General features: G+C 61.5%; 16 protein-coding genes. 2 read left to right on the top strand and 14 right to left on the bottom strand.

From position 1 onward, the window contains the following. Positions 1-13 precede the first annotated feature (13 nt). The 4 genes from trmD to rpsP form a co-directional block, all read right to left on the bottom strand. Positions 14-733 carry a tRNA (guanosine(37)-N1)-methyltransferase TrmD gene (gene trmD, locus ACMT3I_RS03950; protein WP_414803132.1) on the bottom strand — a complete coding sequence of 240 codons (720 nt, stop codon included), beginning with the start codon at positions 731-733 and terminating at the stop codon, positions 14-16. A 79-nt stretch (positions 734-812) separates the two neighbouring features. Beyond that, complete coding sequence (rimM, locus tag ACMT3I_RS03945; protein WP_414803131.1) at positions 813-1,424, bottom strand: ribosome maturation factor RimM; 612 nt, start codon at positions 1,422-1,424, stop codon at positions 813-815. Positions 1,425-1,431: 7 nt separating this feature from the next. Further along, positions 1,432-1,668, bottom strand: a complete 237-nt coding sequence (locus ACMT3I_RS03940) for an RNA-binding protein (protein ID WP_414803130.1) — start codon at positions 1,666-1,668, stop codon at positions 1,432-1,434. Between the two features lie 2 nt (positions 1,669-1,670). Continuing rightward, entirely contained in the window at positions 1,671-2,105 is a 435-nt protein-coding gene (gene rpsP, locus ACMT3I_RS03935; protein WP_414803129.1) for a 30S ribosomal protein S16, read from the bottom strand. A gap of 197 nt (positions 2,106-2,302) precedes the next feature. Here rpsP and ACMT3I_RS03930 point away from each other — a divergent pair, with 197 nt between their 5' ends. After that, complete coding sequence (locus tag ACMT3I_RS03930; protein ID WP_414803128.1) at positions 2,303-3,460, top strand: glutamate--cysteine ligase; 1,158 nt, start codon at positions 2,303-2,305, stop codon at positions 3,458-3,460. A gap of 4 nt (positions 3,461-3,464) precedes the next feature. Here ACMT3I_RS03930 and ACMT3I_RS03925 read toward each other — a convergent pair whose 3' ends face one another. From ACMT3I_RS03925 to ftsY, 5 genes are read right to left on the bottom strand one after another with little or no spacing between them, the layout of a single operon-like run. Beyond that, positions 3,465-4,244 carry an LLM class F420-dependent oxidoreductase gene (locus tag ACMT3I_RS03925; RefSeq protein ID WP_414803127.1) on the bottom strand — a complete coding sequence of 260 codons (780 nt, stop codon included), beginning with the start codon at positions 4,242-4,244 and terminating at the stop codon, positions 3,465-3,467. Between the two features lie 7 nt (positions 4,245-4,251). Beyond that, positions 4,252-4,683: an META domain-containing protein gene (locus tag ACMT3I_RS03920; RefSeq protein WP_414803126.1), complete on the bottom strand. Its 432-nt coding sequence runs from the start codon at positions 4,681-4,683 to the stop codon at positions 4,252-4,254. Positions 4,684-4,721: 38 nt separating this feature from the next. Then, entirely contained in the window at positions 4,722-6,290 is a 1,569-nt protein-coding gene (gene ffh, locus ACMT3I_RS03915; protein ID WP_414803125.1) for a signal recognition particle protein, read from the bottom strand. Between the two features lie 29 nt (positions 6,291-6,319). Then, positions 6,320-6,823 (bottom strand): DUF2004 domain-containing protein, encoded by a 504-nt coding sequence (locus tag ACMT3I_RS03910; RefSeq protein ID WP_414803124.1) that lies wholly within the window; start codon positions 6,821-6,823, stop codon positions 6,320-6,322. 40 nt (positions 6,824-6,863) lie between these two features. After that, complete coding sequence (gene ftsY / locus ACMT3I_RS03905; RefSeq protein ID WP_414803123.1) at positions 6,864-7,739, bottom strand: signal recognition particle-docking protein FtsY; 876 nt, start codon at positions 7,737-7,739, stop codon at positions 6,864-6,866. A 139-nt stretch (positions 7,740-7,878) separates the two neighbouring features. Between ftsY and ACMT3I_RS03900 the strand changes: the two genes are divergently transcribed. Continuing rightward, positions 7,879-9,276 (top strand): FAD-binding oxidoreductase, encoded by a 1,398-nt coding sequence (locus ACMT3I_RS03900; protein ID WP_414803122.1) that lies wholly within the window; start codon positions 7,879-7,881, stop codon positions 9,274-9,276. Here ACMT3I_RS03900 and smc read toward each other — a convergent pair. The 5 genes from smc to ACMT3I_RS03875 form a co-directional block, all read right to left on the bottom strand. Next, a complete protein-coding gene (gene smc, locus ACMT3I_RS03895; RefSeq protein WP_414803121.1) occupies positions 9,273-12,812 on the bottom strand; it encodes a chromosome segregation protein SMC in 3,540 nt (1,179 codons plus the stop codon). The two genes, ACMT3I_RS03900 and smc, sit on opposite strands and share 4 nt — an antisense overlap. Before the next feature lie 128 nt (positions 12,813-12,940). Then, on the bottom strand, positions 12,941-13,864 hold the full coding sequence (gene mutM / locus ACMT3I_RS03890; protein ID WP_414803120.1) for a bifunctional DNA-formamidopyrimidine glycosylase/DNA-(apurinic or apyrimidinic site) lyase: 924 nt from the start codon (positions 13,862-13,864) through the stop codon (positions 12,941-12,943). Then, the gene (gene rnc, locus ACMT3I_RS03885) at positions 13,857-14,555 is read right to left on the bottom strand and encodes a ribonuclease III (RefSeq protein ID WP_414803119.1); all 699 of its coding nucleotides are present in this window, start codon (positions 14,553-14,555) and stop codon (positions 13,857-13,859) included. The genes mutM and rnc overlap by 8 nt, the downstream gene beginning before the upstream one ends. Before the next feature lie 27 nt (positions 14,556-14,582). Continuing rightward, a complete protein-coding gene (rpmF, locus tag ACMT3I_RS03880) occupies positions 14,583-14,786 on the bottom strand; it encodes a 50S ribosomal protein L32 (RefSeq protein WP_414803118.1) in 204 nt (67 codons plus the stop codon). Positions 14,787-14,788: 2 nt separating this feature from the next. Next, on the bottom strand, positions 14,789-15,361 hold the full coding sequence (locus ACMT3I_RS03875) for a YceD family protein (RefSeq protein ID WP_414803117.1): 573 nt from the start codon (positions 15,359-15,361) through the stop codon (positions 14,789-14,791). Position 15,362: the final 1 nt, after the last annotated feature.

The following is a 15,362-nucleotide window of genomic DNA, read 5'->3' as shown; positions in this document are numbered from 1 at the left end:
CTGGGGGCAGAAGTCAGGCTTCGTCTGGGTGCTGCGCGAGAAGATCGGGGCGCACCCGCCTGGTGCGCTCGACCTGCTGCTCATGACGCCAGGTGGCGATTGCACCATGATTGCCGCTGAGGAGCACCGGCGGCACCTCAAGCTCCCGCCAGGATGCCGGCTTGGTGTAGCTCGGGTATTCGAGCAGGCCGTCTTCGTGAGACTCTTCGACCAGGCTCTGGGGGTTTCCGACTACGCCGGGAATCAGTCGTCCGACAGCCTCGATCATGGCCATCACGGCGACCTCTCCCCCGTTCAGCACGTAGTCCCCCAGGCTAAGCAGCCGCACGCGACCCTTGGTGGCGTAGTGGTCGAAGACCCGCTGGTCGATTCCCTCATAACGGCCGCAGCCGAAGACGAGGTGCTCTTCCTCAGCGAGTTCGCGTGCGATCGCCTGGGTGAACTGCTCACCGGCCGGTGACGGGAAGATCAGGACGGGGCCGTCTGCCGTTTTCGCATCCACTTCACCCTCGAGGATCGCGTCAAACGCTTCGCCCCATGGCTCAGGCTTCATCACCATGCCTGCGCCGCCGCCATAGGGAGTGTCGTCGACCGTGCGGTGCCTGTCGTGCGTGTAATCACGAAGGTTGTGTACCCCGAGTTCGATGATTCCCGACTGGCGGGCCTTGCCGAGCAGCGAGATGTCAAGCACATCGAAGAACTCGGGAAAAATCGTGACGATGTCGATGCGCATATCTGCAATCCTATTTGGCTCGATAAACAGCTGTGGCCCAGGCATCCAAAGCGGATGCACTGGGCCACAGCGACTGAACTTATTCGGCTGAATCCGAAGACTCGACCTCGGCAGTTTCCTCAGCTGCTTCCTCTGCTGGGAGCTCTTCAAAGAGTCCAAGCGGCGGAGTGACAGTGACGATGCCGGCCTTCACGTCGACAGTGGGCACGATGGCCTTGACGAACGGGACCATGACGTCACCGTTCGGCGTCTTGACGATCAGGAGATCCTGCGCCGGGAAGTGGTCGAGACGGGCGATAGTGCCCACCTTGACTCCATCACGGACAACGTCGAGCCCGACCAGCTGGTGGTCGAACCACGCGTCTTCTTCGTCAGACTCTTCAGCGGCGTCCTGTTCGATCCACAGAATTGCTTTTGCAAGCCCTTCTGCAGCTGTTCGATCAGAGACACCCTTGAAGAATCCGACTGCATGCTCGTTGTACCAGCGCAGTTCGACGAGTTCAAGCGTCTTACCGTGCCAGGGCGAGCCAGTTGGAACCTGAAGCGTGAACACGGCGCCCGGGACGAAACGACGTCCGGGGTCATCCGTGAACAGCTCAAGCTTGACAGCGCCTTTGAGACCATGGGCCTTCGTCAGGCGCCCCACCCGAAGTTGCGAGTGCGGAGGTGTTGCGTCGTTCACCGAGCTCATTGCCAACTCAGAAATCAGTGTCGACGACATCGACACGCACGCGCTTGCCATCGGCAAGTGCGGCCACGAGGGTACGCAATGCCTTGGCGGTGCGACCTGCGCGACCGATGACCCTGCCGAGGTCTTCGGGGTTCACCCGAACCTCGAGAACATCGCCACGGGGTGAGTTCTTTGCTGAAACCTGCACATCGTCGGGGTGATCAACGATCCCCTTGACGAGGTGTTCGAGCGCGGGAGCGAGCAAAATTACGCCTGGTCCTCTGCTGCTGCCTCGGTCGAAGCGTCGGCGGCCGGAGCCTCGACTGCTGCTTCTTCCTTGACGACGACCTTCTCGGCCTTCGGCTTCAGAACGGGCTTCTTCTTCTCGTCGGTGACGAAAGCAACCTTGGCTTCCTTCACGCGAACGGTGCTGACAGCGTTCTTGTCACCCTTGAACTTGCCCCAGTCGCCGGTCAGCTTGAGGAGTGCCGCAACCTGCTCGGTCGGCTGAGCGCCAACGCCGAGCCAGTAGAGGGCACGCTCTGACTCGATCTTGATGACCGAAGGCTCTTCGGTCGGGTGGTACTGACCGATCTCTTCGATGACACGACCATCGCGCTTGGTGCGCGAGTCAGCGACAACGATGCGGTAGTACGGTGCACGGATCTTGCCCATGCGCTTCAGACGGATTTTGACAGCCACAATTCTCCTGTGTGTTCTTAATTTTGGCGAACTGAGGGCCGTGAGCGTGGGGGCACACTCGGCACAAGCTCAATGGGGTTCTGTAAGCCGGATTAGAGGGTCGGGCGAAACAGAACTCGACTAACCATTCTGTCAGACTTAGTGAAGATTGTGATAATCGAATGTCGCAATGCCCCAGATAAAGTCCGGAGAAGCACGTGGGAATCGATTTTACCCGTTCAGAACGCTCGACCATTGGGCTCGAGTGGGAGCTTGCCCTCGTCGATCGCGAGACAGGTGACCTGATGTCAATCGCGACAGAAGTACTGGATGCGCTCCGCGCTGACGACGGCTCTGCGCACCCACACATCACCGGTGAGTTGCTGTTGAACACTGTCGAACTCGTCTCTGGCGTTCACCACACAGTTTCGGATGCCGTGACCGACATCTCCGGGCAACTGGCTGAGGTACGTGCAGCCGCCGATTCGTTCGGAGTAGACCCGATCTGCAGCGGATCGCATCCGTTCGGCCAGTGGTTCGACCAGCGGGTGACGAACAAGGAGCGCTACCACCGCCTGATCGACCGCACTCAGTGGTGGGGACGCAACATGATGATCTGGGGCATCCATGTGCACGTCGGCATCGAAGACGTCACCAAGGTGATTCCGATCCTGAACGGCATGCTCTGCTACCTGCCGCACCTACAGGCACTCTCGGCATCCAGCCCGTTCTGGGCCGGCGTCGACACCGGATATGCCTCCAACCGCGCATTGATGTTCCAACAGCTGCCGACGGCGGGGGCACCGTGGGATCTCGCTGACTGGACAGCATGGGAAGAGTATGTCGCCGATATGACGAGAACCGGCATCATCGACGATGTCACAGAGGTGCGCTGGGACATCCGCCCTGCACCACGCTGGGGAACCATCGAGGTGCGCGTCTGTGACGGGGTATCCACGGCACAGGAGCTGGGTGCGATCGCCGCATTCATCCAGTGCCTGGTCGAGTGGATGTCGACACGGATCGACGAGGGCGAAGAGATCCCCACCATGCAGCCGTGGTTCGTTCGTGAGAACAAATGGCGCGCTGCACGCTACGGCCTCGACGCCGAGATCATCCTGGACGCCGCGGGCAACGAACGCCTGGTCACCGACGACGTGCGCGAGCTCATCGACATCCTCTCGCCGACCGCGACGAGACTCGGCTGCCTCACCGAGTTGCAGAATCTCGGGGTGATCCTTGACTCAGGCGCCAGCTACCAACGCCAGCGCGCCGTCGCTGAAGCCAACAACGGTGACCTGATCGCCGTCGTGGGGGCCCTGAGACAAGAACTGCAGTCAGGTTTGGCCACCCAGGTCGAGCCGAGCCAGTTGTAGCGGGTCAGCCGGCGTTCCTGGAATCGCGCCAAGCGAGCCAGTCACGAACCGGCGCGAGATCGTGGTCTGGACCCGAGATGCCGATGGTGAACAATCGGGTGCCGAGGTCGTACAGTTCGTCGGCCTCTGCAGGCGTGCGTGATCGCAGCTCTGTCGAGATCTCGATCTCGCTCACGTCCCTTTCGACACGCTCACACCAGGAGCCGAGCACGCCAAGCTTGTGCTCGAGAATTGCCGGACTCGAGAACGAGTGCCAGATGTCGGCATGGCTGGCCACGATCCGCAGGGTCTTCTTCTCGCCTCCCCCACCGATCAGCACCGGGATATCGCGGGTGGGCGGCGGGTTCAGTTTCTCCCAGCGATTCTCGATGCGCGGCAGTGCATCCGCGAGGGCATTCAGCCGACTACCCGGCGTACCGAACTCGTAGCCATACTCGTCGTAGTCGCGCTCGAACCAGCCGGCGCCAGTACCAAAGATGAAGCGGCCGCCGCTGATGTGATCGATAGTCCTGGCCATGTCGGCCTGCAAATCGGCATTGCGGTAGCTGTTGCAGTTGACCAGCGCGCCGAACTCGATCGTCGAGGTCTGCTCTGCCCAAGCGGCGAGCATGGTCCACGACTCGAAGTGCAAGCCGTCAGGGTCGCCTGACAGCGGAAAGAAATGATCCCAGTTGAAGACGACGTCAACGCCCATCTCTTCGATGGCGAAGACCGTGTCCCTGATTTTTTCATATGGGGCGTGCTGCGGCGCGATCTGGACGCCGAGCCTGACCTGACCAGTCACTTCAACCTCAGTTCGTCGGCGTGGGAGCCGTGCCGGGAATGAGCGCGACGGACACAGCGCCCGACGCGTCCTTCAACTCGAGCGTTTCACCGTCGAGTGCTATCGACTTCGCGTTTGCCATCAGAGTCGGGAGCGGCTTGCCGTCACAGTAGATCAGGGTCGACGGGCCAGCCGTCGTGGTCAGTTCACCGTCTGAGGCGAGTTCCCATGTGCCGGCCACCGTGTTGCAGCCGTCTGAAGATTTCCATTTTCCGCCGTCTTCGATGGTGAGATACGGCTGGATGTCGACGTCGAACGTGTCATCGACAACCCAGGTACCGATCAGTTCATCGGTGGTGGGAACGCTGCCGGTCGACACGCTACCTGACTGGCCCGAACAGCCGGTCAACATTGTCAGCGCCAGCGCGGCGCCCCCAGCCAAGACCACAAGACGACGCATCCGAGACTCCTCACCACGTAGATAGATTGCCTCCGAGCCTAGCGGCCCAGCATCTTCTGCAGTGCGGCCATCTCTTCTTCGGTTGGCGCGCCACCCTTCTTGCCACCACCAAGGCCAAAGCCGGATCCGCCTGCGGGGGCTTCCGCACCAGGCTTGACACCGGATGCGAGCGCAGCGTTCTCGGCTGCACGCTTGGCCGGGTTGCCCGACTTGGAACCCTTCTTCTTTGCGACCTGCTTGCCGCGACCGCCACCGAAGCCGGCGCCGGGCATCGGGCCCATTCCGGGGATGTTCGGCATGCCGCCCTTGGCGACGGTCTTCATCATCTTGGCCGCCTGCTCGAAGCGAGACACCAGTGCGTTGACCTCTGTCACGCTTGTGCCTGAACCCTTGGCGATACGAAGACGCCTGGAACCATTCAACAGCTTGGGCTGCACGCGCTCAGCCTTGGTCATCGACTGGATGATCGCCTCTGTACGCACGATCTCGCGCTCATCGAAGTTTTCGAGCTGCTGCTTCATGGCACCGGCGCCGGGAAGCATGCCCATCATCTTCTTGATCGAGCCCATGTTGCGCAGCTGCTGCATCTGGCCGAGGAAGTCGTCGAGCGTGAAGGTGTCAGTCGCGAACTTCTCAGCGACCTTGCGAGCTTCTTCTTCGTTGAACGATGACTGCGCCTGCTCGATGAGGGTGAGGATGTCACCCAGATCGAGGATACGGCTGGCCATACGGTCAGGGTGGAACGGCTCGAAGTCGTCGAGTCCTTCACCGGTTGACGCGAACATGATCGGGCGTCCGGTCATCGATGCGACAGACAGGGCCGCACCACCGCGGGCATCACCATCGAGCTTGGTCAGCACGACACCGGTGAAGTCGACGCCGTCCTGGAAGGCCTTCGCCGTCGCAACTGCGTCCTGTCCGATCATGGCGTCGATCACGAAGAGCACCTCGTCAGGGTCGATCGCCTTGCGAATGTCTGCAGCCTGCTTCATCAGCTCTGCATCGACACCGAGTCGGCCTGCGGTGTCAACGATCACCGTGTCGTAGAGCTTCTGCTCTGCGAACTTCACAGCGTCCTTGGCCACCTTGACGGGGTTTCCGACACCATTGCCCGGCTCGGGAGCATAAACCGGAACACCGGCCTGCTCTCCGACGACCTGAAGCTGCGTGACAGCATTCGGGCGCTGGAGATCGGCTGCGACCAGGAGCGGAGTGTGGCCTTCTTTCGCGAGCCACTTGGCAAGCTTTCCGGCCAGGGTGGTCTTACCAGCACCCTGAAGACCGGCAAGCATGATGACAGTCGGCGGCTTCTTGGCGAACTCGAGTCGACGCTGAGTGCCACCGAGGATCTGCACGAGCTCCTCGTTGACGATCTGAACGACCTGCTGGGCAGGGTTGAGCGCCTTGTTGACCTCATCGCCGAGTGCGCGTTCACGGATCTTGCCCGTGAACTCCTTGACGACGTCAAGCGAGACGTCGGCGTCGAGCAGGGCGCGACGGATTTCGCGGACGGTGCCATCGACATCCGCTGCGGAGAGCTTGCCCTTGGTGCGGAGATTCTTGAAAGTCTCGGCCAGGCGATCTGAAAGGTTCCCAAAAGTTGCCATTGTGGCTCCAGTTTAACCGGTGAAACCGGTTAGCTCTCCATCGCGACGGCGAGCGTGTCACCGTGCACATCGATTGTGACCATGAGTACGTAGTCTGTGTCGTCTGGGCTGATCGAATATTCCATCAGCGCGAAGCGCTCATCGACACCGTTGTTGTGGGGCATGAACGTGATGCGCTGCAGCTGGATCGAGCGCAGGAAGTCGATCTGCCTGTCACCGGAATCCCAGATGATCGCGTCATCGACGGCACCCGGATCCATGTCGTCGAGCGTCTGTTCGATGTACTGCGATGTCATAGAGCCGTCGGCACTGAGGTCGGCAACGAGCGACTCGCGCACCTGGGAATCGAGTTCTTCGATGGCGTTGATCATGCCGGCTGCGATATCGAGGGATTCGGCTGCGACCGAGGCCTCATCCGGCGATGTCACGTCGATGTCGACGCTCTGGTCGCCGAGCTCTGCGGTGTCAGACCAATAGATCTCGCCCTCGTCGTCGCTTCCGAGTAGTCCGAAATAGTCGTGTTCGATGGTCATGCTGTCCTCAGTCGTGATGGTGTTCGGGTGAGCACGCAGGTTACCCCACGAGCTTTTGTGCAAATACGTGAGGGGTGAAACCTGTCAGGTCGTTGATGCCCTCGCCCTGGCCGATCAGCTTGATCGGAATGCCGGTCTTCTCCTGGACAGCAAGGACGAATCCCCCCTTGGCCGAGCCGTCGAGCTTCGTCAGCACGAGTCCGGTCACACCGGCGTGCTCGATGAATGCCTCTGCCTGGGCCAAACCGTTCTGGCCCGTCGTCGCGTCAAGCACGAGGAGCACCTCGGCGATCGGGGTCTGCTTTTCGACGACGCGGCGAATCTTGGTGAGCTCGTCCATCAGCCCGCCCTTGGTCTGCAGACGACCCGCGGTGTCGATGATCACAATCTCTGTACCGGTCGCCATCGCCTTTTCCACTGTCTGGAAGGCGACGGATGCCGGATCCTGGCCCTGTGCCTGCGGGCGCACGATGTCTGCCCCAGCGCGCTCTGCCCAGGTCGCCAACTGCTCGACGGCTGCGGCACGGAAGGTATCGGCTGCACCGATGAGCACCGAACGGTCGTATGTGCGCAGGAACTTCGCGAACTTGCCGATCGTGGTTGTCTTGCCGACACCGTTCACGCCGACGACGAGCACCACTGCTGGGCGGTCGCTGAGCTTGAGAGTCGGGTCATATTTGGCCAGACGCTCTTCGATACCTTCGCGGAGCATCCGCTGCAGGTCGGCAGGATCTGTCGTGTTGTACTTCGCGACCTTGCCCCGCAGGTCTGAGACCACGGAGTCAGTGAGATCCGGCCCGAAATCAGCCTGGATGAGGGCGTCCTCGAGGTCTTCCCAGGTCTGATCGTCGATCAGTTTCTTCGTAAACATGCCGCGCAATGCGCCAGACAGGGACCAGGGAGTGCGTTCAGCCATGCCTCTAGCCTAGGGCCGGTCGAGGAGTCAGGTCTGGCCACTGGAGCTGGCGGCGGATACTCTCTGTGTCAGCAACGGCGCCCGGCGCAGTCCCGAAAGGCCCCGACGTGCTCAAAAGACCCACGAAAGGATGAGCCCCGTGACTCCTATTCCCCCACAAAGCGCCGACTCGGCAGCGAATGCACTCGACAAGCTGGCCTCGACTTTGGCCGGCACGCTGATACTTCCCGGGGACTCAACGTGGGAATCGGAGCGACTCGCCTGGAATCGAGCTGTCGATCAGCACCCCGTCGCTGTTGCGATCCCCCAGAACACCGACGACATTGCACTGATCCTGGCAACTGCGCTGTCTGGCGGGTTCGAGGTCGCGGTTCAACCGCGCGGCCATGGTGCGAACGATCAGCTTGCCGGGTGCATCCTGGTGCGCACGAATGCTTTCGACGAGATCAGCATCGACACGGCTGCCCGGATCGCCAGAATCGGCTCAGGTGTCAACTGGGGCAGCGTGCTCCCCCTTCTTGACGGTACCGGCCTCGTTGCGCTGTCAGGCACCAATCCGGATGTCACGGTCGCCGGCTACCTGCTCTCTGGCGGGCACTCCTGGTTCAGCAGGTGGAAGGGTCTCGCCGCCCACTCAATCAGAGCAGTCGAACTCGTCGTTGCCTCCGGAGAAGTCAGGCGGGTCACCGCTCAATCCGATCCTGACCTGCTCTGGGCACTCCGCGGCGGCTGCGGGCTCTTCGGCATCGTGACGACAATTGAGATCGATCTGTTCGAGGCGCCGGTGCTCTACGGCGGCAAGATCATATTTCCCGGCGACTCGGCAGAAGCGGTCTTCGCCGCCGTAGACATCCTGATGAGAGTCGCGCCTGATCAGCTCAGCATCTTCTTCGGACTGATCAATATGCCTGACGTCGAGTTCGTGCCAGAACCACTGCGCGGGGGAACGTTCACAACAGTCGATGTAGTCTTCGTCGGCAATGCAACAGACGGAGCGGCCCTACTTGTGCCCGTCGTTGCAGCCGGACCGGTGCTGATGGATACGACTCGGGAATTCAGCATCGGATCGATCGGTGAGGTCTCTGCAGAGCCGACTGAGCCGTCGGCGACCCACGATTGGTCAACCGCGATCACTGATTTCGATCACGATAGCTTTGCTGCGTTGGCCGCAGCATTTGGTGAGGCGAGCGCGCACGGACTCACGCTTATACAGTTGCGTCCACTCGGCGGAGCGCAGAGCGACCCTGCACGCGACGACATGGGCGTTGTCGGGCATCTGGACTCTCGCTATCTCGCATTCGCCGCAGCGATCGTTCCTGGCCCCGGTGTCGACCTTGACCTCGCACAGATCTTCGGACCACTCAACGCTGCGACAGCGGCTACCTCCAGCCCCAGGTCTGTACCGTCGATGCTGTCAAGTGGCCAGGATCTCTCCGATGCGTACAGCGTTGAAACGCTCGAACGGCTGTCGCTGATTTCGATCGCGGTCGACCCAGAACGGGTGCTGCACAGCAATCGACAGTTGCCCAGAGCCTAAGAGGCCTTCTCTTCGGTAACGGCAAGGCGCTGCCCGACGACTGCCGAAACGCCGTCCTGGCGCATCGACACCCCATAGAGCGCGTCAGCGATTTCCATGGTGCGCTTCTGATGTGTGATCACGATCAGCTGGCTCGTCTCGCGCAGGTCTTCGAAGATTGTGAGGAGACGCCCGAGGTTGGCGTCGTCGAGTGCGGCTTCCACCTCATCCATGATGTAAAACGGGCTCGGCCTGGCCTTGAAGATCGCAATGAGCAGGGCAACGGCAGCCAATGAACGTTCCCCGCCGGAGAGCAGCGACAGGCGTTCGATCTTCTTACCTGCCGGCTTCACCGTGACCTCGATGCCGGTTGTCAGCATGTCGTCGGGGTTGGTGAGCTGGATGTTGCCGGTTCCTCCGGGGAACAGCACAGGGAAGACCTGCCCGAAGGCTTCCTGGGTGTCTCTGAAGGCGCTGGCGAAGATCGTCTCCATCTTGCCGTCGATGTCTTCGATGATCGTGAGCAGGTCGGCGCGGGTGTTCGTCAGGTCGGTGAGCTGTTCAGTCAGGAATTTGTGGCGCTGCTCCAACGCCGCAAATTCTTCAAGTGCCAGCGGGTTCACACGACCGAGCTGGGCGTACTTGCGTTCACCGGCGACCAGCCGTCGCTTCTGTTCCTCACGATTGAAAGGGATCCCATCAGACTCGTCGTCGACAGGAATCAGCTGGTCTGGCCCATACTCCACAACGAGTACCTCTTCGATGAGCCCCAGCTCGCTCCCGGCGCGCTCAAGGAGGCTTGAGAGGTGCAGTCGCTTCTCGTAGATCTGCAGTTCGAGGCCATGGACGCTCTCGGTGATCGACTGGAGCCGCAGCCGCGCCGCCGACTCGTCGCGCCGCAATGCGACGAGCTCTTCGTTCTGGGCTGATCGCTCGGCCTCTGCCGCTGCCAGCTTGGTTCTCGCCTCACTCGCCGATGCGTCTACGGAGTGCAAAATCGCGGGCAACGCTTCGGCAACGCTACTGGCAGCATCAATTTGACGGCGCCTGATCACTGCACGACGAGCGGCAGCTTCCGCTGCTGCGCGTTCGGTCTCCAGCTGGGCGGCCAGGGCCCGTGCGCGGTTTTCTTCGCTCCGCACTCGCTCTCGGGCTGTCTCGACCTGGAGCCTTGACTCGATCTCATGCTCGCGAGCGGTCTCCAATTCGGCATACAGCTCGTCGCGCGAGCTGACGTCGAGGATGGGCCGAGGCGCAGACAGCCTGGTCTCGAGCTCGGCAACGCTCGCCGCAGATGCGGCTTCTGCCGGCGCAACTGCTTCGGTGGCCACGGCCAGGCTCGCGGCCAGACGATCGTATTCAGCGGCAGAGGCCTCGAGCGCGACCCTGGCCCTGCCGAGCTTTTCGGTGTGGGCGGCCAACCGGGTGTCGTAAGCACGCAGCTCTGCCAGCGCACCGGCCGATTGCTGCTTCGAAAGTTGAAGGACGCTGCGCTGTTCGGCGAGCACGAAGCTCGCCCGTTCGATTGTCGATGTGACTTCGGCGAGCCGATAGGCAGAGGCGTCGCGCTCGGCAACCAGCTCGAGCTTGCTCTGTTTGGCGCCAGACCCGCCGCGCAATACGTACTCGGTCAGTACCTCACCCGCGCGAGTGATCACGGTAAAACTTCCACCGCTGGCCAGGCCTGACAGCGCGGGGAATGCAGCCCTGGCTGCAGCGAGATCGTCGGCGATCACCGTGTGGGCGAGGATGCCGAGCACACCGGCGGGTGCGTCAACAACTGACGACGCCATCACGATGCCGGCCAGCCCGGCGAGCATATCTGCGGGAACAGCACCACCGGAATCCGACGATACAGATGCGTCGGCGATGATGATCTCAACGCGACCCAGATCGTCGATCTGAGCGTGCTCCATAGCGGCAAATGCCGCCTCACGAGTGTGTGCCAGCACAGCATCAGCGAGCGAACCGAGTCCTGCTGCGATTGCAGCTTCGTATCCGGGCAGCACGCTGACGTGCTCTGCAACGAGGCCCGCGATGCCGGCCATCCCCGTGTCGATCAGGGCCGATGACCCATCACGCTGGTCGAGGGCGAGAGAGAGTGCGCTTGTGCGTGCTGCAAGCGCATCTCGCTCTCGTTCTGCCGTGTGAAGTTCTTCGCGAAGGCGCTCGATCTCGGCCTCGGCCTCACGCACCGTAGCCTGGGCGCGTTCGTACATCTCGTCCAGATCGGTGTCTGCCGCTGACGGAGCTGCCTCCGCCTCAACCAATGAGAAATGGGCAGCATTGGCATCTCGGCGTACTCTGGCGGCGTCCAGGGCATTCTGTTGTCGCAGTACCTCGCCGCGCACAGCAGCAAGTCGTGAGGCAGCGGTGTCGGCCTGTCCACGTAGCGCCGAAACCGTGAGGTCATGCTTGGAGACCAGCGCAGCCTGGGCTGCGACTTCCTCGTCGAGGGCGTCGAGTTGGCGGCGAGCCGTCTGCGTGACGATCTGCGCGGCCTGCCAGGCAGCGTCTGCGGCGACGATTCCAGCGCGAAGCCGTTCAATCTCGGCTGCAGCATCAGTCAACATCTGGGGCGTGACGCTCGGGACGTTTTCAACCCCGTCCGCCTGGGATCCAAGCAGCGCCAACCGCTGGTTCGCCAGGGTGAAGAGCCCTCGCAGTCGCTCCTGGACAGACTCGAGTCCGAAGCTCGTACGTCTGGCGATGTCGACGACATCACCGACCTGGGCCTGCTCGATGCGTGTTATCCGCAACTGCTTCTGCTCAAGCTGGTCTTGCAGAACAATGCGTTCTGAATGGCGTTCGCTCTCGTTGCGACTGTGGTCGTCGAGCGCCTGCCTGAGTGTGACAACCTCGTCGGCCAGCAACCGCGCCCGTGCATCCCTCACGAGAGCCGCGATCGTCTGGGCCTCACGGGCAATCTCGGCCTGCTGGCCAAGTGGCTTCAGCTGACGCCTGATCTCACCGGCCAGGTCGCTGAGCCTGGTGAGATTGGCCTGCATGGCATCAAGCTTGCGTAGCGTCTTCTCTTTGCGCCTGCGGTGTTTGAGGATGCCGGCCGCTTCTTCGATAAAGCCGCGGCGGTCTTCGGGGCTGGCTCGCAGGACTGCATCGAGCTGCCCCTGCCCGACGATGACGTGCATCTCGCGGCCGAGGCCCGAATCGCTGAGCAGTTCTTGCACATCGAGCAGTCGACACGCCTGGCCGTTGATCGCATACTCACTCGCGCCGTTGCGAAAGAGAGTGCGGGAGATGGTGACCTCTGAATACTCGATCGGCAGCGCACCGTCAGAGTTGTCGATGGTCAAGATGACCTCGGCTCGACCCAGCGGGCCCTTCGTCGTGGTACCGGCGAAGATGACGTCTTCCATTTTGCCGCCGCGCAGCGTCTTCGCGCCTTGTTCACCCATCACCCAGGCCAGGGCATCGACGACGTTTGACTTGCCGGAGCCATTGGGGCCGACCACACAGGTCACACCGGGCTCGAAGGCAAATGTCGTCGGCTTGGCGAACGATTTGAAGCCCTTCAGGGTGAGGCTCTTCAGATACAACTGGCCACCCTCTCAGGTCAATTGGTGGTCAATTGGTGGCGCCACGCTGCGTCTACGGTACCGGATTTCCGCCGAATTCCACGGATGGACAGCGCCGATTCGCCCGTTTCGAAGCGTGGCAGACCTGCCTAGAGACGAAGCTGCTGGCATTCCGGGCAGAAGTGCGAGCCCCGGTTCATGAACTGGGCGCGCACCATGATGGTGCCGCATCGCTGGCACGGTTTACCGTGCTGTCCGTACGCGGTGAGGCTGTGAGAAAAGTAGCCGGACTCGCCGTTCACGTTCACGTACTGGGAATCAAAGCTGGTGCCGCCCTCGGCCAGAGCCTTGTTCAAGATACGGCGCACGGCCGCAAGGAGCGTCGCCACGTCGACAGGCGTCAACGACCTGGCCGGCTGGTCGTAGTGCAGACGGGCGGCGAACAATGCCTCGTCTGCGTAGATGTTCCCGATGCCGCTGATCAGCGACTGGTCGAGCAAGACGCGTTTGATCCCGGTGTTCTTGCGGCCGAGCGCTGCCTCGAAGGCGGTGTCGGAGAACGCAGGATCGAGGGGATCACGCGCAATGTGCGCAACCTGCGATGGCAGCAGATATGCCCACAACGCAGGGTCATCTGAACCGCTCGTGACGCCGGAGTATCCGGCGACAGCCCCATCGATAGTCGGCGCCATGGAGTCGACTGCCATACTGCCGAAGATCCGCTGGTCGACGAAGTTCAGCCAGACCTCTCCGAATGAAGGCTGGTCGAGATGGATGCGGATGCGCAACTGACGCTCGGCAGCCTCACCTGGTGAACGGAGCAGCACCTGGCCGCTCATCCCGAGGTGTGTGACGAGTGCGTTCCCACTGGACAGCGGAATCCACAAGAACTTACCGCGCCGAACCGCGCCGAGCATCCGTTGACCCTCAAGGAGGTCGACGAACGATCCCCGTGTGCGGTCGTGCCGCTTGAGGGATCGCTCGTCAAAGATCTCGACGCCGGCGACCGTAGCGCCGACAACGGCGGGTTCGATGCCGCCCCTGACGACTTCTACTTCAGGAAGCTCAGGCATTCATCTCTGAAAGTTGGGTCCACGCCAAGAGCGCCGCTGCCATCTCGGCGTGCTTCTTGCTCGTACCTTCGCCGGATGCCGTCACTGCCGTGCCGACAGACACCGTCGCGACAAACACCTTCGCGTGATCCGGGCCGCTCTCTGAGACCGTATAAACGGGTACGCCAACGCCGAGGTGGGCCGACATTTCCTGCAGGCTGGTCTTCGGGTCCATCGCAGCACCGAAGCGCGCCGGATCGGCGAGCAACGGACTGATCAGGCGCATCACGAAAGCCGTGGCAACGTCACCGCCCGCGTCGAGATACACAGCACCAATTAGCGCTTCGACGGTGTCGGCAAGGATCGATGCCTTTTCTCGACCGCCGGTGAGGATCTCACCGCGGCCAAGGCGCAGATATTCGCCCAGCCCGATGCCGCGCGCGATTTGAGCGAGCGCAGCACTTGAAACCAGGCTGGCCCTGCGCTTGGCAAGGTCGCCTTCTTCGAGATCAGGATTCTCGCGGTAGAGCATGACCGTGACGGCCTGCCCCAGGATCGAGTCACCTAAAAATTCAAGGCGTTCATTCGTCGGAATGCCGCCGTGTTCATACGCGTACGACCGGTGCGTCAAAGCAAGCTGCAGAAGCTCGTCGTCAATATCGACGCCGAGTATCGCTTGCAATGACGACCGGTCGGTCCCCACGCCTGTCATGAAATCGCGACCGGCTGGATGCGTCGACTAAACGTCTGCTACCTTGCGACCCTTGTACTCCATGAACAACGGAGTGCCAGCGGAATCTTCGACGACCTTGGCGCGGTGCGGCAGGCTGTACGTGATCTTGCCGTTTTCAACGGTCTTGACCAGGGTTGGCGCTTCGGCCTTCCACTGCGAACGACGCGCGTGGGTGTTGCTTCGTGACTGCTTGCGCTTCGGAACTGCCATGACTACTTCTCTTCTCTATCTATTTCAACGTGGATGTCTTCATCCGAGCTGATGTCTTCGGAAGCTTGAAATTCCGCAAGTGCCGACCATCTGGGATCACGCACTTCTTTCGGTTTGAGCTCCGGAAAATCGGCAAGCCGCTCCCCGGTCTCCGGGTCGAGACCTGGACAATCCCGCCGGCAAACCGGCTGGAACGGAAGTGCTAGCACAACCGCATCCCTGATCAGAGGTTCAAGATCCACGTGGTCATCTTGAACTTCAAACTCAAAAGCTTCGTCTAGAGAATACGCGAAAAGCTCTTGAAACTCGACTTGGACAGGCAACTCGATGTCAATCAGGCATCGGCCGCACTCTCCCTGGGCTTTTGCAGACACCTGAACAGAGGCCAAAATGCCTTCGTGCATGCCCTCGAGGCGCACGTCTGTCTCCAGTACGGAACCGGCCTTGACCGCTACCAGGGCTTCGCCCAGGTCTTCAGGAACGACGATGTCGAGGTTCAACTCGCGCATCGTTCCCGGTCGGTTGATGACGTCGCGTACGTCGATCTTGTACGGGGTCTTCTTGAACTTACTCACG

Source organism: Leifsonia sp. A12D58, from assembly GCF_047530025.1.
Taxonomy (GTDB): Bacteria; Actinomycetota; Actinomycetes; order Actinomycetales; family Microbacteriaceae; genus Cryobacterium.
Note: the sequence above shows the minus strand (reverse complement) of the source record. Positions and strands in the feature narration are given on the sequence as shown.